Annotated in this window: 15 protein-coding genes; 13 read left to right on the top strand and 2 right to left on the bottom strand. The window is 33.1% G+C overall.

Annotation, left to right across the window (positions count from 1 at the left end):
- Positions 1-4: 4 nt before the first annotated feature.
- Together CVULP_RS05675 and CVULP_RS05670 are read right to left on the bottom strand one after the other, a co-directional pair.
- Entirely contained in the window at positions 5-877 is an 873-nt protein-coding gene (locus CVULP_RS05675) for a DMT family transporter (protein WP_099507583.1), read from the bottom strand.
- A 37-nt stretch (positions 878-914) separates the two neighbouring features.
- Positions 915-2,828, bottom strand: a complete 1,914-nt coding sequence (locus CVULP_RS05670; RefSeq protein ID WP_265415652.1) for a DUF2972 domain-containing protein — start codon at positions 2,826-2,828, stop codon at positions 915-917.
- A 324-nt stretch (positions 2,829-3,152) separates the two neighbouring features.
- Here CVULP_RS05670 and CVULP_RS05665 point away from each other — a divergent pair, with 324 nt between their 5' ends.
- From CVULP_RS05665 to CVULP_RS05605, 13 genes are all read left to right on the top strand, one after another.
- A complete protein-coding gene (locus CVULP_RS05665) occupies positions 3,153-3,647 on the top strand; it encodes a ferritin (protein WP_099507768.1) in 495 nt (164 codons plus the stop codon).
- 31 nt (positions 3,648-3,678) lie between these two features.
- Complete coding sequence (locus CVULP_RS05660; RefSeq protein WP_099461677.1) at positions 3,679-5,052, top strand: MBOAT family O-acyltransferase; 1,374 nt, start codon at positions 3,679-3,681, stop codon at positions 5,050-5,052.
- Complete coding sequence (locus CVULP_RS05655) at positions 5,052-6,023, top strand: SGNH/GDSL hydrolase family protein (RefSeq protein ID WP_099507770.1); 972 nt, start codon at positions 5,052-5,054, stop codon at positions 6,021-6,023. Before CVULP_RS05660 ends, CVULP_RS05655 begins: the two co-directional genes overlap by 1 nt.
- Complete coding sequence (locus CVULP_RS05650; RefSeq protein ID WP_099507772.1) at positions 6,010-7,173, top strand: GDSL-type esterase/lipase family protein; 1,164 nt, start codon at positions 6,010-6,012, stop codon at positions 7,171-7,173. The genes CVULP_RS05655 and CVULP_RS05650 overlap by 14 nt, the downstream gene beginning before the upstream one ends.
- A 24-nt stretch (positions 7,174-7,197) precedes the next feature.
- A complete protein-coding gene (locus CVULP_RS05645) occupies positions 7,198-8,385 on the top strand; it encodes a M48 family metallopeptidase (protein ID WP_099507774.1) in 1,188 nt (395 codons plus the stop codon).
- Complete coding sequence (locus CVULP_RS05640; RefSeq protein ID WP_099507776.1) at positions 8,382-9,188, top strand: HemK/PrmC family methyltransferase; 807 nt, start codon at positions 8,382-8,384, stop codon at positions 9,186-9,188. The genes CVULP_RS05645 and CVULP_RS05640 overlap by 4 nt, the downstream gene beginning before the upstream one ends.
- A gap of 24 nt (positions 9,189-9,212) precedes the next feature.
- Positions 9,213-9,593 carry an aspartate 1-decarboxylase gene (panD, locus tag CVULP_RS05635; RefSeq protein ID WP_099461682.1) on the top strand — a complete coding sequence of 127 codons (381 nt, stop codon included), beginning with the start codon at positions 9,213-9,215 and terminating at the stop codon, positions 9,591-9,593.
- A gap of 80 nt (positions 9,594-9,673) precedes the next feature.
- Positions 9,674-10,810, top strand: a complete 1,137-nt coding sequence (locus CVULP_RS05630; RefSeq protein ID WP_372712967.1) for an efflux RND transporter periplasmic adaptor subunit — start codon at positions 9,674-9,676, stop codon at positions 10,808-10,810.
- The gene (locus tag CVULP_RS05625) at positions 10,810-12,735 is read left to right on the top strand and encodes an ABC transporter permease (protein ID WP_099461684.1); all 1,926 of its coding nucleotides are present in this window, start codon (positions 10,810-10,812) and stop codon (positions 12,733-12,735) included. The genes CVULP_RS05630 and CVULP_RS05625 overlap by 1 nt, the downstream gene beginning before the upstream one ends.
- 1 nt (position 12,736) lies before the next feature.
- Positions 12,737-14,095, top strand: coding sequence for a TolC family protein (locus CVULP_RS05620; RefSeq protein ID WP_099507780.1), 1,359 nt, complete (start codon positions 12,737-12,739; stop codon positions 14,093-14,095).
- On the top strand, positions 14,085-14,690 hold the full coding sequence (locus CVULP_RS05615) for an NAD(P)H-dependent oxidoreductase (RefSeq protein ID WP_099507784.1): 606 nt from the start codon (positions 14,085-14,087) through the stop codon (positions 14,688-14,690). The genes CVULP_RS05620 and CVULP_RS05615 overlap by 11 nt, the downstream gene beginning before the upstream one ends.
- Positions 14,687-15,289 (top strand): nitroreductase family protein, encoded by a 603-nt coding sequence (locus tag CVULP_RS05610; protein WP_099507786.1) that lies wholly within the window; start codon positions 14,687-14,689, stop codon positions 15,287-15,289. The genes CVULP_RS05615 and CVULP_RS05610 overlap by 4 nt, the downstream gene beginning before the upstream one ends.
- A gap of 71 nt (positions 15,290-15,360) precedes the next feature.
- Positions 15,361-16,302 (top strand): NAD(P)-binding domain-containing protein, encoded by a 942-nt coding sequence (locus CVULP_RS05605; protein ID WP_099507789.1) that lies wholly within the window; start codon positions 15,361-15,363, stop codon positions 16,300-16,302.
- Positions 16,303-16,424: the final 122 nt, after the last annotated feature.

The following is a 16,424-nucleotide window of genomic DNA, read 5'->3' as shown; positions in this document are numbered from 1 at the left end:
AGCTTTAGTCAATTTTTGGTTTTCTTTTCATTGCATTTAAAAAGACACTAATAATAATGAGACTAAAGGCGAAAAGTTCCAAAAAACTATACTGCGTTTTAAGGAAAAAATATGACATAAAAGCTGCTGCCACAGGCTCAATGCAAGCTATCATACTCGCTCTTAAAGCACCGATATACTCAACTCCTTTTAAATAAAGACAAAATGCTCCTATCGTGCCTATGAAAATAATCCCAGCCATTGCCAAATAAGCTTTTAACTCAAAAGGATAAAAAGGAATTTTGCCAAGGAGTAAAATAAATAAAATTCCACTAGCTATCAAACTTGCCCAGCCCATCAGTAAAAAAATGCCATATTTTTCTATGATATGTCTTGCACAAAGTGAGTAAAATGCCACTCCAAAAGCTCCACCTAAAGCCCAAAAAAGTCCCCAAAAATTGATTTGAAAATCACTTAAATTTCCTCCTGTGGCGATTAAAAAGAGCGCACTTAAGATGAAAGTTAGAGCTATAATTTCAAGCTTTTTAGGTAGAATTTTCTCTTTGAAGCAAAGAAAAAGCATAATGATTAAAGGAGCGCTATATTGTATCATCGTAGCCGTGCCAGCGTCTGTGTAAAAAATCGCCTTAAAATAGCCATATTGTGTTAGCAAAAGTCCAAAAGCAGCGTAGATTAAAAGAGACATTAAGGTGCTTTTTTGCGTGAAAATTTGTCGTTCAAAATGTCTTAAACTTATGATAATTAGCAAAATTCCCGTGAAAAAAAGGCGGTAAAAACTCACCCACTCAACGCTATAATGATTTTCAAAAAGATATTCCGCCAACACCCCACTTACAGCCCAAAAAATCCCTCCCAAAACGACAAGAAAAACGCCCATTTATATCCCATTGATAGTGTATTTTTGTAATTATACACTAATTTTGGTTTTCAAACTCCTCACACATTTTTTCAAATTCCTGATAATACTTCCACGAAGCTACGATGTCGGGACAATTTTGCTTTAAAATAATAAGTTCTTTATCTAAAATTTCTTTTAAGCTTTTTCTTGCCTCATCATTGTTTTTTAAATGTTCTAAAACCATTTCGCTTTTTAGCATTAAGCTATTTTCTAGCTCTATTCTTTTTGTAAGATTTATCGTAAAATCGTGAAGATATTTGCATACTTTTTTCCGTAAATTTTCATTTAATCTTAATTTATCGTAATCTGTGTTTTTCATATATAAAGCTATGGCACTATCTGTTTTTGTGAGATTTGGTATTTTATCATAAAGGTTAATAAGATTAGCATCATAAGGACTTGTTTTAATATAAGAAATATAAATTGCTAATGATTTTTCTTTATTAAGGATTTTTTTATTATTTTGCTTGTCAACATATAAGGTAAGCGGTAGTAAAAATATCAAATTTCCATTATAAAAACTTTTTGTAAAATTTTGCTGGGTATTAGGAGGGATTTTAAAATTCAACTTTTGAGCTAAAAACTGCATTGTTTCAATGGTCTTTTCTCCCCTTAGGCACGAAATATCTAGGTAGGTTACATCTTTAAAAAGCTTAAAACGAGAACTAAGAGTTGTCCATAAAAGACATTGATTTGTCAATCCTATAAAATTGTTAGGTAAAGTATATTGATATTCTTTGGCTTTTTGTATAACCTCCTCAAAATTATGCTCCAAAGTAAATTCCTTAAGTTTAGCCCACGAAGTTCCCCATTTTCTACCATAAGCATGTTTAATCAATTCTATGGGATCTCTAACTTGAAAAATTACAGGAGTTATTTTATCAAAAAAAGCAAAGAGCTTATTTCTTAACTCCAAATTGCCATACAAAGTAGCTCCCACATCATCAATGCTTATACAATTTCTTTGATTTTTTAGTTCTAAAAGTCTATGGTGAAATTTACGATAACGCTCAAAGCCACTTCCTTGACAGAAAAAATTAATGGTATTAATCCCACATAATTTTAAAAAATTTGACAAAGCGACCCCACCACTTCCATGCCCTCTTAAACACACAAACTCATACCTCCTAGGCAAAGGCAAGTTCATCTCCCAAGCTTTTTCAGCAGGGATTAGTCTATAATCAAGCTTAGCATTGATATAAGCTAAAGCTTCCTTGCTTAGCTTGAAGGCTTGTTCTTTTAAAACACTTTTTAAGTTTTGTTTATCATCACATTCTATGAGTAAAAGCTCATTTAAAATATCAGGATTTAATAAAGGTGGATAAGGGTGATTTTCTTTCTCATATTTTTCTTTAAATTCTTTAGAGTTTAGCCATAAAGAAATTTCATTAAAATGCTCTAACACAAAAGCCATATTTAATACAATAATTTCATTTAAAGCCTCATAATGTGTAAGTAAATTTTCTATCAAAGCATAGTTTTTAATGAGGAAGTCAAAATCTTCTTCATTTTTAAATTTTAGTTCATCTTTTAGTTGATAAACCTTACTTTCTTTTAAGACCTTAAATTCTTTTTTAGCTTGTTTGATTTTAGAGAAAAATTTAAAATAACCCCCTTTAAATTTATCCCTATCACATTCAAGCAAGACCCTGCCAAGTCTATAAGTAAGCCAAGTTTTTATCCATAAAGCTTCGTTAAAATCAGGACATTGTCTAAGTGGAGGATAGGCTAAATCTGCCCTTGCAAGTTCAAGTGTTTTTCTAAATTTGGTAAGTTTTTTATGATGAAATTTGATTTTAAGTAGGCAAAAGATTAAAGAAAGAGGATTACCCCCCCCCCCCCCCGTGTCATACTTAATGAGTTCTTGACCAAGTTTATAAGAAAGATGATTTTTAATTCTTTGTGTGGCTGAGTTTGGATTAGTAATCATTATGTTCCTTTTGTGTTCGTTGTGGTTAAATTTAATTCAAAATGAAGTTTAAAATTAAAAAGAGGGATTATATCAAAAAAAATGAAATCAATGCAGTTTAAGTTTAAAAAAATTCATATTTTATTCACAGGCTTTTCACGCTGTGAAAATTGCCTTAAGATACTATAAAATAGAACTTTAAGTTTTGAAAAATGTGAAAAAAATTTATTGTTTTTTAAGTTTTATTGTGAATTTGTGAAAAAATCATATTTCAACGAAGCTTTAAAACAAATTTAAATAATCTTAAAGTATCATTGCGAAATTATTTTTCATAAAGGAGAGTTAATGTTATCAAGTGAAGTGGTGAAGCTTTTAAATGAACAGATTAACAAAGAAATGTATGCGGCAAATTTGTATCTTGCTATGAGTTCTTGGTGTTATGAAAATAGCTTTGATGGTGCGGGAGCGTTTTTATTTGCCCACGCGAGTGAGGAGAGTGAGCACGCTAAACGCCTTATCACTTATCTCAACGAGACAGACTCTAAGGTTGAGCTTGAGGCTGTTAAAAAGCCTGAGCAAAATTTCTCTTCTTTGCTTGATGTTTTTGAAAAGACTTTCGCACACGAACAAGGCATTACTAAGTCTATTAATAATCTAGTCGAGCATATGTTAGCACACAAGGATTATGCGACTTTTAATTTCTTGCAGTGGTATGTGAGTGAGCAGCACGAGGAGGAGGCTCTTTTTCGTGGGATAGTCGATAAAATCAAGCTTATGAGTGATAATGGCAATGGACTTTACCTAGCCGATCAATACATCAAAACTTTACTTTCTAAATAAGTCCTAACTTTAGGACTTATCAGGTTTTTTTATGATTTATTTTTCTTTAGAATTTAGCATTTTAATGATAGTGTTTTTTGTATGCTATTGGTTTTTTAAAGATAGCTTTAGGTTGCAAAATGCTATGATTTTGGGTTTTTCTTACTGCGTTTATAGTTTGATTAACCCACTTTTTTCATTAATTTTACTTGTTTATACCTTTTTTATTCATTATTTTGCGCTTTTGATTTTTGTGAGGCGTAAAAAATATATTTTTTTAACTTGTCTATTTTTCGTAATTTTAAATCTTTGTGTGTTTAAATATTTCCCTAGTATTAAGGGAGATTTGGATACGCTTTTATTTTATCTTGGCTTGGATTTTATTAATTTTGATATTATTTTTCCTATCGGCATTAGTTTTTATGTGTTTAATTCTATCACTTATCTTGTAAGCGTATATAAAAATCATAAATTAGTAAGCTTTTTTGACTTAGCTTTTTATCTTTCCTTTTTCCCAACCTTACTTTTAGGTCCTATTATGAGGAGCGATTATTTCTTTTCTCAAGCACATCAAACGCGTGAATTTAAAAATGCGAATCTTATTATCGTTTTGTTGCTTTTTGGTATAGTTAAAAAAGTTTTAATTGCAAACTATTTGGGAATTTATGCGAAAAAAATTCTTAATGACCCAAGCTCTTATAATTTTGCCGAGCTTTTAAGTGCGATTTACGCTTATGCGGTGCAAATTTATTGTGATTTTAGTGGTTATGTGGATTTAGTTTGTGCTTTTGCTTTAATGCTAGGTTTTATTTTGCCGATAAATTTCAATATGCCTTATCTTGCGAGAAATCTTAAGGATTTTTGGGCGAGATGGCACATTAGCCTTTCAACTTTTATTAGAGATTATATTTATATCCCTTTAGGAGGTAATAAAAAGGGTTTAGTTAGGACAAATGTTAATATACTTATCGCCTTTATACTTTCTGGAATTTGGCACGGAAATACAATCAATTTTTTGATTTGGGGTATTTTGCACGGCTTTGGGGTTGTGTTTTTGCATCTCATAGCCCTTACTCCTTTTAGTCTTAAAAAATTTGCCTTTGTGGGGCGTTTTATCACTTTTCATTTTGTTTGCTTTGCGTGGATTTTTTTCTACTATAAGGGTTTAAATGAGGCTCTTGATTATCTTAAATCTTGTTATGAAAATTTTTTCCTACCTTTAAAATACGAAGACATTTATGTTTTAATCATTTTCATAGTGCTTTTCATCACTTATCCTTTGTTTATTAATTTTAGGGATTATTGTGTGAGAATTTTAAATCTTACGCCGTTTTTATTAAAGCCCTTTATTATCGCTTTCATCTTACTTTTAGTGTTTGCTTTTATGCCAAGCGGAATGCCTGAATTTATTTATTCGAGTTTTTAATGCAAGTTATTAAATTTTTATTTATCTTAGTTGTTGTTTTTGTTTTGGTTGTTTTGGTGATGAATAAGAGCATTAGTTCTTATTTAGAGCAAAAATATCACATCATTTTTTATCCACAAAATGATATTTTAAACGAGGCAGATGCCTTGAAAGTTAAGCTTGAGCAAGTGCGTATGATTTTGAGTAATGAAAGCATAATGACAGAATTTGAAGTGGAAAAAGAGGAAAATTTAAGCGTCAAGAAAGAGCAGAATTTAAGCTTAGTTTTGGAAAAACCTGAAGTCATTATAGAGCCTGAAGCAAATATTAGTTTTATTGATAATACCAAGCTAGAAGTTAGTCTTAATGAAGAATTTTTACTTATAGGCGATTCTTTAATGCAAGGTGTTGCAGTGGCATTAAATAAGGATTTGAAAGCTTTGGGCTTAAAGGTTGTGGATTTAAGTAAGCAAAATACAGGACTTTCTTATAAGTCTTATTTTGACTGGGCTAAAGAGACGACTAAGACCTTGCAAAATAATAAAAATATTAAATATTTAATTGTTTTACTAGGCGCAAATGATCCTTGGGACATTAAAAAGGGTGGAATTTACCATCGCTTTAATTCTAAATCGTGGCTTGAAATTTACACACAAAGAGTTGATGAAATTCTAAAAATCGCAGCAAAATACAATGCAAAGGTTTTATGGTATGAAATTCCTCCCGTGAAAAAAGAGGATTTAAATAAAAAAATCAGCGTTTTAAATCAAATTTATAGTCAAGAAATCTTAAAAAATAAGGGCATTTTCATTAATACCAAGCTTTTTTTTAGTAAAAATGACGCCTATTCAGCCTATATTAAAGATGAAAATAATAAAAGCATTAAGGTAAGAAGTGATGATGGAGTGCATTTTACGCCAAGTGGAGCGAAAGAAATGTCAAAACTTTTACTTGAATACATTAAAATAAAGGACATTAATGCGAGTTTTTAGGCTTTTGATTCTTATTTTAAGCCTTAGCTTAAGTCTTAAGGCGGATTTAAATGAAGAAATTGAAAGCATTTTAAAACAAAGTGCAAATTCTAAATCTTTTAAAAGCTATGTCGCAAAAAAAGATCTTAAAAAGCTTGAAAAAAAATATAAGGCAAAAAAAGACTTTAGCATACGCATTTATGGGGATTCTCATATGGCTGCGGATTTTTTCCCGCGTGTGATAAGGGATTATTTATTACGCTCAAATGCTGTTGGTTTTGCCTATGCTTTGCAGCCTAAATATCAGCAAAATCTTAATTTAACTTATGGGTTTAAGAATTTTACCATTTTAAATTCTAAAATTACTGATGAAAAGCAGCATAATTATCCCTTAGGAGGCATCATAGCAAAGGCTGATAAGAAAGGTGCTACAATCAATTTAAACACTAAGCTAGAAACAAAGGAATTTAAAGTCGGCTTTCTGTTTAAAGCTCCATTTTCTCAAAATGCTTTTAGTGTAAAAGACGCGAAAGATAAAAGCTTTATTCTACGCTCAAATGCTAAGGACAAATGGTCTTATAAAGAAATCACTTCTACTTTTCCTTTAAAAATCACCGCCTTACAAGAAAAAGCCGAGCTTGGCGGCTATTTTATAATGGATAAAAAAGGCAAAAGCATTTTTTTAGATACCATAGCGATTAATGGTGCTAGAAGTGATTTGTGGAAAAGCTGGAATTTAGATGTTATGAAAAAGGAATTAAGCATATTAAAAAATGATTTAATTATCCTTGCTTACGGCTCAAATGACGCTTTATTAAGGGATTTTAATGCAGTAGAATTTAAGAAAAATTACAAGGAATTATTTAAAATTTTAAGACAGGAAAACAAAAATGCTATTTTTATGCTTATCTCCCCTCCAACCGTAACGCAAAAAAAAGGTCAAGATTATATCTTAAGTCCTAATTTTCATGCTGTTAAAAAGGCTATTTATGAACTAGCAAAAGAGGAAAAAACACTTTTATTTGATATGCACGAATTTATGCAAGAAAGTGGTGGCAAAGCCCTTTGGATAGAGAAAAAATTTTCTTTAAGAGATGTGCATTTGAGTATTAAGGGCTATGAGCTTATGGCAAAAAAAATGCTAGATGAGCTTAGAAAGTTTTTTGATTAGTAAAATTAATTTTAAGGAAAATAGATGTTGTTGATCGCGATTTTATGTCTTTATACAGCTTTTTTTGCACTGATTTCTTATGTGCAAATTCGTTTTTTAGAGCAAGAAAGAGAGAAAAAGGCGGAAATTTTAAACGAAGAAGAGTATAAAAGGGCGGCGGATATTGCCATTGAAAATGAAAAATTCGAGCTTTTTTCTAATTTTTATCATCTTATTATTAACATAGCTTGGCTTGGTTTTGGCTTTGCTTATCTTAAAGCTTTACTGATAAGTGAAAATTCGAGGCTTGAAAATACCTTATTTTTGTTAGCTTTTTTGGTAATTGGAGCTTTACTTAATTTGCCTTTAAGCATTTATAGCGACTTTGTAAAAAATAAGGCACAAGGCTTTTCAAATATGAGCGTGTCGCTTTTTATAAAAGATAGTTTGAAATCTTTAGCCTTACTTCTTATTTTTGGCTTTGCAATTATCTACATTTTGCTTTTATGCTATGAATTTTTAGGGGCTTTATGGTGGCTTGGGGCTTTTGCCTTTTCTTTTTGTGTGATTTTAGTGATAAATCTCATTTACCCCACCCTCATTGCTCCACTTTTTAATAAAATGCAAAAGCTTGATGATGAGAATTTGTTAAATAAAATTGAAAATTTAATGAAGCAATGTGGCTTTAATGCAAATGGCGTTTATGTCATCGATGCAAGTAAGAGAGATAAAAGGCTTAATGCTTATTTTGGAGGGCTTTTTAAGAGTAAAAGAGTGGTGCTTTTTGATACGCTTTTGAAAGCTTTGAGTGAAAAAGAGCTTTTAGCTGTTTTGGGACACGAGCTTGGACATTTTGTGCATAAAGATATTTTAAAAGCCCTTGTGAGCGGGGCTTTGATGCTTTTTGCGTTATTTTTTCTTTTTGCAAATTTACCTGAATTTTTTTATACGCAAAGTGGCTTGGAGGGTGTGAATGCGGGAGTTTTTGCTCTTTTGCTTATATTTGGTTCTATTTTTACCTCCCTTATTTCCCCTTTGCTTAATTTTTTAAGCCGTAAAAATGAATTTGCCGCTGATCAACACGGAGCAAAATTAAGCTCAAAAGAGGATATGAAAAATGCCTTAATCGCCCTTGCGAGGGAAAATAAAGCCTTTATTAAGACAAGTCGAATTTACACCATTTTTCATCTTTCTCACCCTAGCATTAGTGATAGGCTTAAGGCACTTGTTTGAAAATCAAAGAGGCTTTAAGCCTTGCTAAAATACAGCTTAAAGAAAAGGCTAATGAAGCTTTATTTATCTTATGTGAGCTTTTACAAAAGGATAGGACTTGGCTTTTTTTAAATGAAGATTTGGACTTTGATGAGAGTGAGTATTTTGAGCTTATAAGGCGTTTTAAGGAGGGTGAGCCTTATGAATATCTTTTTAAAAAAGCGGATTTTTATGGACTAAATTTTCACATTGAAAAGGGTGTTTTAATCCCGCGTTATGATAGTGAAATTTTACTTAGCAAAATTTTGGATCTAGTTCAAAAAGAAAAATTAAAAAATGCTCTTGAAATAGGCTTTGGAAGCGGAATTTTAAGCATTATTTTAGCGAAGAATTTAAAACTTAATATTAAGGCTTGCGATATTAATGAAAAAGCTTTTAAAATTGCCCTTAAAAATGCCAAAAAACACGAAGTTCTAATAGATTTTATACTAAGTGATTTTGAAAAGCTTGATGTGAAAGAGGGTGAATTTGACTTGATTTTTTCAAATCCTCCCTATATTAAAAATTCTTATCCTCTTGATAAATGGGTGCAAAATGAGCCTAGAAATGCCCTTTTTGGTGGAGAAAAAGGCTATGAGTTTTTAGAAAAAATTATCCTTTTTGCTTATCAAAAAAGGGCAAAATTTTTAGCCTGTGAATTTGGTTATGACCAAAAAGAAATTTTAAGTCAAATTTTAGAAAAATACAATTTTAAAGCGAAATTTTTTAAAGATGAAAATGGCTTTGATAGGGCTTTTGTCGCAAAAAGACTTTATTTAGGCTAAAATATCAAAAACGAAAGGAAAATGATGCAAATTACAATATTAAAATCTAAAATTCACAGAGCCACAGTGAATGAAGCGAGGCTTGATTATGTGGGAAGTATCAGCATAGATGAGGAACTTCTTAAAGCAAGTGGAATGTTTGAGTATGAAAAGGTGCAAGTGGTTAATGTTAATAATGGTGCAAGGTTTGAAACCTATACCATAGCAACCAAAGAAAAGGGAATGATTTGCCTTAATGGTGCGGCGGCTAGACAGGTGCAAGTGGGAGATAAAATCATCATTATGGCGTATGCGAATTTGGAGGAAAAAGAATTAAGCAAACATAAACCAAAAGTTGTTTTTGTCGATGAAAATAACGCCATTACTAAAATCAGTCATTATGAGAAGCACGGAGAATTGTTTTAAATTCACAAAAAATTCACTTTGCGTTAGTAAAATGCGTGCATTGAGGTAGGATAATGAAGAAAAAGGTAATTGTTAGCCTAATGGTGGGCGTTTTAGTGCTTTTAGCACTTGCTATTTATATGTATTTTTCTAAGGAAGATGTAGAGTATCTTACGCAAAAAATTACACGCAAAAATATCTCTCAAACCATAGAGGCTGTGGGTAAGGTCTATGCTAAAGAGCAAGTTGATGTGGGCGCACAAGTAAGCGGACAAATCGTAAAGCTTTATGTTGATGTTGGGGATAGGGTTAAGCAAGGAGACTTAATCGCTCAAATTGATAAGGATAAGCAGCAAAATGACCTTGATATCACTAAGGCTAGGCTTGAGAGTGCAAGAGCAAATTTGGAAAGTAAAAAAGTCGCCCTAAATATCGCCTCTAAGCAGTATGTAAGAGAGCAAAAGCTTTATGCGAAAAGAGCGACTTCGCTTGAGAGCCTTGAAACGCTTAAGGATAATTATTTTACACTTAAAGCAAATGTGGCGGCTTTAAATGCGGAGGTGATTGAGCTTGAAATCACGCTTAAAAACGTGCAAAAAGATTTAGATTATACCATTATCACAGCTCCTATGGACGGCGTAATTATCAATGTGGCGGTTGATGAGGGGCAAACGGTTAATGCTAATCAAAACACCCCGACCATCGTTAGAATCGCAAATTTAGAACAAATGGAAGTGAGAATGGAAATCGCAGAAGCTGATGTGAGTAAAATTAAAATCGGCACTAAGCTTGAATTTTCTTTACTTAGTAATCCTGAAAAAACTTATAAAGCACAAATTGCTAGCATAGATCCAGCCGATACGCAAATTAGTGATTTAAGTTCCCAGCAAAATAGCTCAAATAGCTCAAATTCTACGAGTAATGCCATTTATTATTATGCGAAATTTTTTGTGGATAACCAAGATGACTTATTGCGTATAGGTATGAGCATACAAAATGAAATCGTGGTGGCGAGTGCAAATGATGTCCTTGCTGTGCCAACTTATGCAATTAAAAACGATGAGGGAGGCTATTTTGTCGAAATTTTAGAAAGGGATAGAGTGCGTAAAGCTTATGTTAAGCTTGGCATAAAAGATGCGTTAAATACCGAAATTTTGGAGGGTGTGAGTGAGGGAGAGGATTTAATCATCTCTTCAAGCCTTGAAGCGCTAGCTCCAGCGATGAAATTTGGATTTTAATGATACAGCTTGAAAATATCAGCAAAAAAATAGGGCAAAATACCATTTTAAAGAGCATTAATTTGCACATAGAAAAGGGCGAATTTGTCGCCATTATCGGGCAAAGTGGGAGTGGAAAAACCTCACTTTTAAACATTATAGGAACGCTAGATGAGCCAAGTGGGGGGCGTTTTTTCTTTGAAAATTATGAGCTAACAAATTTAAACAAAGATGAAAAAGCAAGACTTAGGCGTGAGAAAATAGGCTTTATCTTTCAGCGTTATAATTTACTTCCTCTTTTAAGCGCAAAGGAAAATGTCGCTTTGCCAAGCGTTTATGCGGGTAAAAAAAGCGAAGAGAGAAATCAAAGAGCAATTTACTTGCTAGAAAATTTGGAACTTTCTCACAAAATGAATTCTAAGCCTAATGAATTAAGCGGCGGACAGCAGCAAAGAGTCAGCATAGCAAGGGCTTTGATGAATGGAGGGGAATTAATCTTAGCCGATGAGCCAACGGGTGCACTCGATAGTAAAAGCGGGGTGATGGTGCTTGAAATTTTACAAAAGCTCAACACGCAAGGACACACCATCATACTTGTAACGCACGACCCAAAAATTGCCGCAAAAGCAGGGCGTGTGATAGAGATAAAGGACGGCGAAATTTTAAGCGATACTAAGCAAAATTCAAAGATGAGAGAATTTGAAATTAAAGCAATGCCAAAAGAAAAAAAGAGTTTCAATTTGCTTAAAAATCAAGTTTTTGAATGCTTTAAAATCGCCTATTCTTCCATTATCGCACATAAGCTAAGGTCGCTTTTGACTATGCTTGGCATTATTATAGGAATCGCTTCTGTGGTTTGCGTGGTTGCACTTGGACTTGGCTCACAAGCTAAGGTTTTACAAACAACCTCAAGTCTAGGCACAAATACCATAGAAATAAGACCGGGGCGAGGGTTTGGAGATTTGCGTTCGGGTAGAACAAGGCTTAATTTTAGTGATTTAGAAACGCTAAGGAGTTTAGAATACTTAGAGGCGGTGGAGGCGAGTGAGGCTAGTTCTGGGGTGCTAACCTATACAAATAAATCCTTAAACGCTAGGGCTGAGGGTGTAGGGGTGAATAGCTTTAATATGGACGGCTTAAAGCTTGAAGTGGGGCGAATTTTAGACGAGAAGGATTTAAGTGAGAGTGCTAATGTGGCTGTGCTTGATTTTAATGCGAAAAAAAACATTTTTCCTAATGTAAAAAGTGAGGATATTTTGGGTAAGGTTGTGATTTTTAATTCCACGCCTTTTAAAATTATCGGTGTTTTACAAAAGGACACGAGGCGTCCTATTAGTGATAATATAGTCCGCCTTTATATCCCTTATACGACTTTGATGAATAAATTAACAGGGGATAGGAAATTAAGAGAAATCATTGTAAAAGTAAAAGATGATGTAAGTTCAAGCTTAGCTGAAAATGCTATTATAAGGGTTTTAGAGCTTAAAAGAGGGCAAAGGGACTTTTTTACTTTTAATATTGATAGTTTTAAAGAAGCTATCACGGCAAATAAACGCACAACGACCATTTTAACCATTTGCGTAGCTTTAATCGCTTTAGTGGTAGGTGGCATAGGCGTGATGAATATTATGCTTGTATCCGTGAGTGAAAGAACGAGAGAAATCGGCATAAGAATGGCAGTAGGAGCTAGAAGAGAGGATATTTTAATGCAGTTTTTAATCGAAGCTGTGATGATATGCCTTATCGGTGCTTTTATGGGGGTGGTGCTTTCTTTTGGAGTGATCTTTGTTTTTAATCTTTTTGCGAGTGATTTTTTGATGATATTTTCGGGAAGTGCCGTTTTTACAGGACTTTTAAGTTCTGTTTTAATTGGGCTTATTTTTGGCTTTTTTCCTGCGAAAAATGCGGCAAATTTAAATCCTATTAGTGCTTTATCGAAGGAATGAGATGAAAAATTTTAGTCTTTTGTTTTTAATGCTTTTGCTTTTGAGTGGGTGTGGAGCTAGGATAGAGCCTATAAAAGAGGTGGTTTTGAGTGAAGATGAGTTAAGAGAATCAAACACGAAATTTGAGTGGTGGCAAGCGTATGAGAATGAAAATTTGCAAAATTTCCTCACTTTTGTGCTAGAAAATAATAAAGACATCAATGTCGCTAGAGCTTCGCTTTTGAGTGCTTTAGCTAGGGCGGATTTAATTGATTATGATTTATATCCTAGTTTAGATGGCACTTTAGGTTTTAACCGAATGAAAAATTTGCACTCAGGCGTAAATCATCAAAATTATTCTAATAGCTTAAATTTGAATTATGAGCTTGATATTTATGGCAAAATTTTAGATAGTGCAAAGGCAGAGGAATTAAGGGCTAAGGCTAGTGCTTATGACTTAGCGAGTTTGAAACTTAGCATTATTAATGCGAGCTTGAATAGCCTTTTTGAATTAGCTTATTTTAATGATGTGAAAATAATGCTAGAAAATTATGTGAGCAATTTAGAAAAAATGAGTGAGCTTTACGCTCTAAAATACGAGCTTGGAAAGATAGAGGAGCTTGACTTTTTAAATGTCTGGCAAAGCTTATTAAAAGCAAGACAAAATTTGCTTTCCAATGAGCAAAATCGTAATTTAATTCTTAAAAATTTACAGGATTTGCTGGGTAAAAAAGAGGGTTTTTTTTATTTGGAGTATTTTAAAAAGGCGAGTTTGAAAGATTTTAAGCTTTTAAAGCCTGATTTTAACATACCCTTGCAAAGTTTAGCTTATCGTCCTGATGTAAGGGCAAAATTAAATGCTTTAAAAGCGGCTTTTAAGGATTATAATAGTGTCCAAAAGTCTATTTTGCCGAGCATTTCTTTAGGTGGTGCTTTAAGGGGAGAGGCTGAGGAATTTAAAGAGAATTTTAAGCTAGAAATTCTAAGCGGTAATGTCCAAATTTCTTTGCCCTTTTTAGATTATGGTAGAGTGAGGCAAAACATCAAAATTTCGCAATTTGCTTATGAGGCTTTGCTTTTTGAATATGAGCAAATTTTACAAAGTGCTTTTAATGAATTTCATTTAGTGTTTAAAGACTATGAGAGCGATTTAAAACTTTTGTCAAATTTAAGCTTGATTAAGGATAAGCAGGAATTTATCACAAGAGCCTATTTGCAAAAATATGAACTTGGAAAGAGTGAATTAAAAGATTATTTAGACGCTTCAAATGCCCTTATTTCTTCGCAACAAGAGCTTTTAAGAGCTAGATATAATCTTTTTGAAACCGTTAATTTATATTATCAAATTACAAGTTTAAAAGGAGAAGAAAATGAATTTTAAAGAGTTGCTAGAAAAACGCCATGCGTGTAAGCTTTTTGATGGGAGGAAAATCCCCGAAGAAGATTTGAAATTTATCTTAGAAAGCGGAGTTTTAACCCCTAGTTCCCACGGCTTTGAGCCTTGGAAATTTTTTGTTTTAAAAGATAGGCAAGAAGAGCTTTCCAAACTTTGCTTTAATCAGCAAAATGTCGCTACTGCAAGTCATAATATTATTTTGGTTGCTAGAAAAGATTTGCAAGAAAAAGATGCCTTTGCAAGGTCGCAAATTCGCCGTTTTAGTGGAAGTAGTGAGGAGAATTTTCAAAGAATTTTACAAATTTACACACACAAAACAAACCAAATGAGCGATAAAGAGCTTTACCATTATGCTTCTTTGCAGTGCTATTTAGCTTTAATGCAAATGAGTTTAGCTGCCATTAGTATAGGTGTAGATAGCTGTATGATAGGAGGTTTTGAAAAAGAAAAAGTTGATGCGTTTTTAAAGCTTGAAGAGCCTTTTGAAAGTGCTGTGATTTTGTCTTTAGGTTATAAGAAAAATGAGCCAAAATATGCTAAAATTCGCTTAAAATTTGATGAGGTGGTGGAGTATTTATGAGTTTAGAGCTTTTTAAAACAAGATATTCTTGTAGGAATTTTAAAAAAGAAATCATTAAAGATGAAATTTTGAAAGAAATTTTAGAGGTAGCTAGGCTAAGTCCTAGTTCTTTAGGGCTTGAGCCTTGGAAATTTCTTGTGATAAAAGATGATAAGAAAAAAGAGGAATTAAGCCTCATCGCTAATCATCAAAGCCATATAAAAAACGCTGCCGCTGTGATTATCATACTTTCAAGGCTTGATTTTGCGGAGTATTTTGAAGAAAAATTAAGAAAAAGAAAGATGAGTGAGGAGGAAATTCAAAAGCGTCTTAGCCTTTACAAGCCCTTTTTGCAAGATATGGACGAAAGAGCTAGAATTTCTTATGCAAGAGAACAAGCACATATAGCCTTAGCGGGGATTTTATACGCTGCAAATGCCTTAAATGTCGCTACTTGCACCATAGGAGGCTTTGATAGTGCTAAATTAAATGCTTATTTAAAACTTGACACAAAAAGAGAGCTTTCAACCTTAATGATAGCACTTGGTTATAGTGATGGTGAGGAAATTCAAGCTAAAAGTCGTTTTGAATTTGATGAAGTTGTGCGTTTTTTGGATTGAGAATTTTACATTTTAACTCTTTATTTGCAATAAATTTGTTAAATTTAAAAATTAAATTATGAAGGAAAATTATGAAAAAACTCGATGTAATTATTATAGGTGCTGGTCCAGCTGGTATAGGCTGTGCTGTGGAAGCAAAGCTTAAAAATAAAGAGCTTTTGCTTTTAGAAAAGACAAATTCGATTTGCCAAACTTTAGTGCAGTATTATAAAGATGGCAAACGAGTCGATAAGGCTTATAAGGGCTGCGAGGGGACAAATTATGGACATATCCCTTTTGAGGACGGCACGAAAGAAAGCACCATAGCGTGTTTTGAAGAGGCTTTGAAAACGCACGGCATTAAAGTGGAGTTTAATAGCGAGGTTGAAAGCGTGAAAAAGCAAGAAAAAGGCTTCATCGTCCAAACGGCTAAAGAGGCTTATGAGTGTGAAAATATCATCATAGCCATAGGACGTATGGGTAAGCCTAATAAGCCTGATTATAAACTTCCTATGAGTTTAACTAAGAAGATTAATTTTAATGCAAATTCTGTTGTAGGAAATGAAAAAATTCTAGTTGTTGGCGGAGGAAATTCGGCTGCTGAATATGCTGTGGATTTGGCAAATAATAATGAAATCACACTTTGCTACCGCAAAAAAGAATTTACAAGACTTAATGATATTAACCTAAAAGATATTATGGAGGCTGGAAATTCGGGTAAGGTTGAATTGAAACTGGGCGTGGATATTAATGAGGTGCTTGATGAAGAGGGTAGGGCTAGGGTTCATTTTAATGATAATTCTAGCGAGCTTTACGATAGGATTATTTATGCCATAGGCGGTTCAACTCCTCTTGATTTTTTACAAAAATGTGGTATCAATGTCGATGAAAAGGGCGTTCCTTTAATGGACGAAAATAAACAAAGCAATGTTGGTGGAATTTTCGTAGCCGGGGATATAGCGACTAAAAATGGTGCTAGTATCGTTACGGGTTTAAATGACGCTTTTAGAATTATGGAGCATTTAAAAAGCTAAAATTAATAAAATTTTGATGGGACTAAGAGGGCATAAGAGTGGCTTTAGACCTTTATATCAATGCCAACCTCTTTTTGTTCCATTTACCCCAAAATGGAACACATTTTGCTTATGTTTCTTTG

It is taken from the genome of Campylobacter vulpis, from assembly GCF_014217995.1.
GTDB lineage: Bacteria > Campylobacterota > Campylobacteria > Campylobacterales > Campylobacteraceae > Campylobacter_D > Campylobacter_D vulpis.
This window is presented reverse-complemented; position numbering and strand designations above follow the sequence as displayed.

What these genes read in the sequence shown, in the direction of transcription:
- CVULP_RS05675 (WP_099507583.1), bottom strand. Translation starts at nt 877, where the DNA reads ATGGGCGTTTTTCTTGTCGTTTTGGGAGGGATTTTTTGGGCTGTAAGT.
- CVULP_RS05670 (WP_265415652.1), bottom strand. Translation starts at nt 2,828, where the DNA reads ATGATTACTAATCCAAACTCAGCCACACAAAGAATTAAAAATCATCTT.
- CVULP_RS05665 (WP_099507768.1), top strand. Translation starts at nt 3,153, where the DNA reads ATGTTATCAAGTGAAGTGGTGAAGCTTTTAAATGAACAGATTAACAAA.
- CVULP_RS05660 (WP_099461677.1), top strand. Translation starts at nt 3,679, where the DNA reads ATGATTTATTTTTCTTTAGAATTTAGCATTTTAATGATAGTGTTTTTT.
- CVULP_RS05655 (WP_099507770.1), top strand. Translation starts at nt 5,052, where the DNA reads ATGCAAGTTATTAAATTTTTATTTATCTTAGTTGTTGTTTTTGTTTTG.
- CVULP_RS05650 (WP_099507772.1), top strand. Translation starts at nt 6,010, where the DNA reads ATGCGAGTTTTTAGGCTTTTGATTCTTATTTTAAGCCTTAGCTTAAGT.
- CVULP_RS05645 (WP_099507774.1), top strand. Translation starts at nt 7,198, where the DNA reads ATGTTGTTGATCGCGATTTTATGTCTTTATACAGCTTTTTTTGCACTG.
- panD (WP_099461682.1), top strand. Translation starts at nt 9,213, where the DNA reads ATGCAAATTACAATATTAAAATCTAAAATTCACAGAGCCACAGTGAAT.
- CVULP_RS05630 (WP_372712967.1), top strand. Translation starts at nt 9,674, where the DNA reads ATGGTGGGCGTTTTAGTGCTTTTAGCACTTGCTATTTATATGTATTTT.
- CVULP_RS05625 (WP_099461684.1), top strand. Translation starts at nt 10,810, where the DNA reads ATGATACAGCTTGAAAATATCAGCAAAAAAATAGGGCAAAATACCATT.
- CVULP_RS05620 (WP_099507780.1), top strand. Translation starts at nt 12,737, where the DNA reads ATGAAAAATTTTAGTCTTTTGTTTTTAATGCTTTTGCTTTTGAGTGGG.
- CVULP_RS05615 (WP_099507784.1), top strand. Translation starts at nt 14,085, where the DNA reads ATGAATTTTAAAGAGTTGCTAGAAAAACGCCATGCGTGTAAGCTTTTT.
- CVULP_RS05610 (WP_099507786.1), top strand. Translation starts at nt 14,687, where the DNA reads ATGAGTTTAGAGCTTTTTAAAACAAGATATTCTTGTAGGAATTTTAAA.
- CVULP_RS05605 (WP_099507789.1), top strand. Translation starts at nt 15,361, where the DNA reads ATGAAAAAACTCGATGTAATTATTATAGGTGCTGGTCCAGCTGGTATA.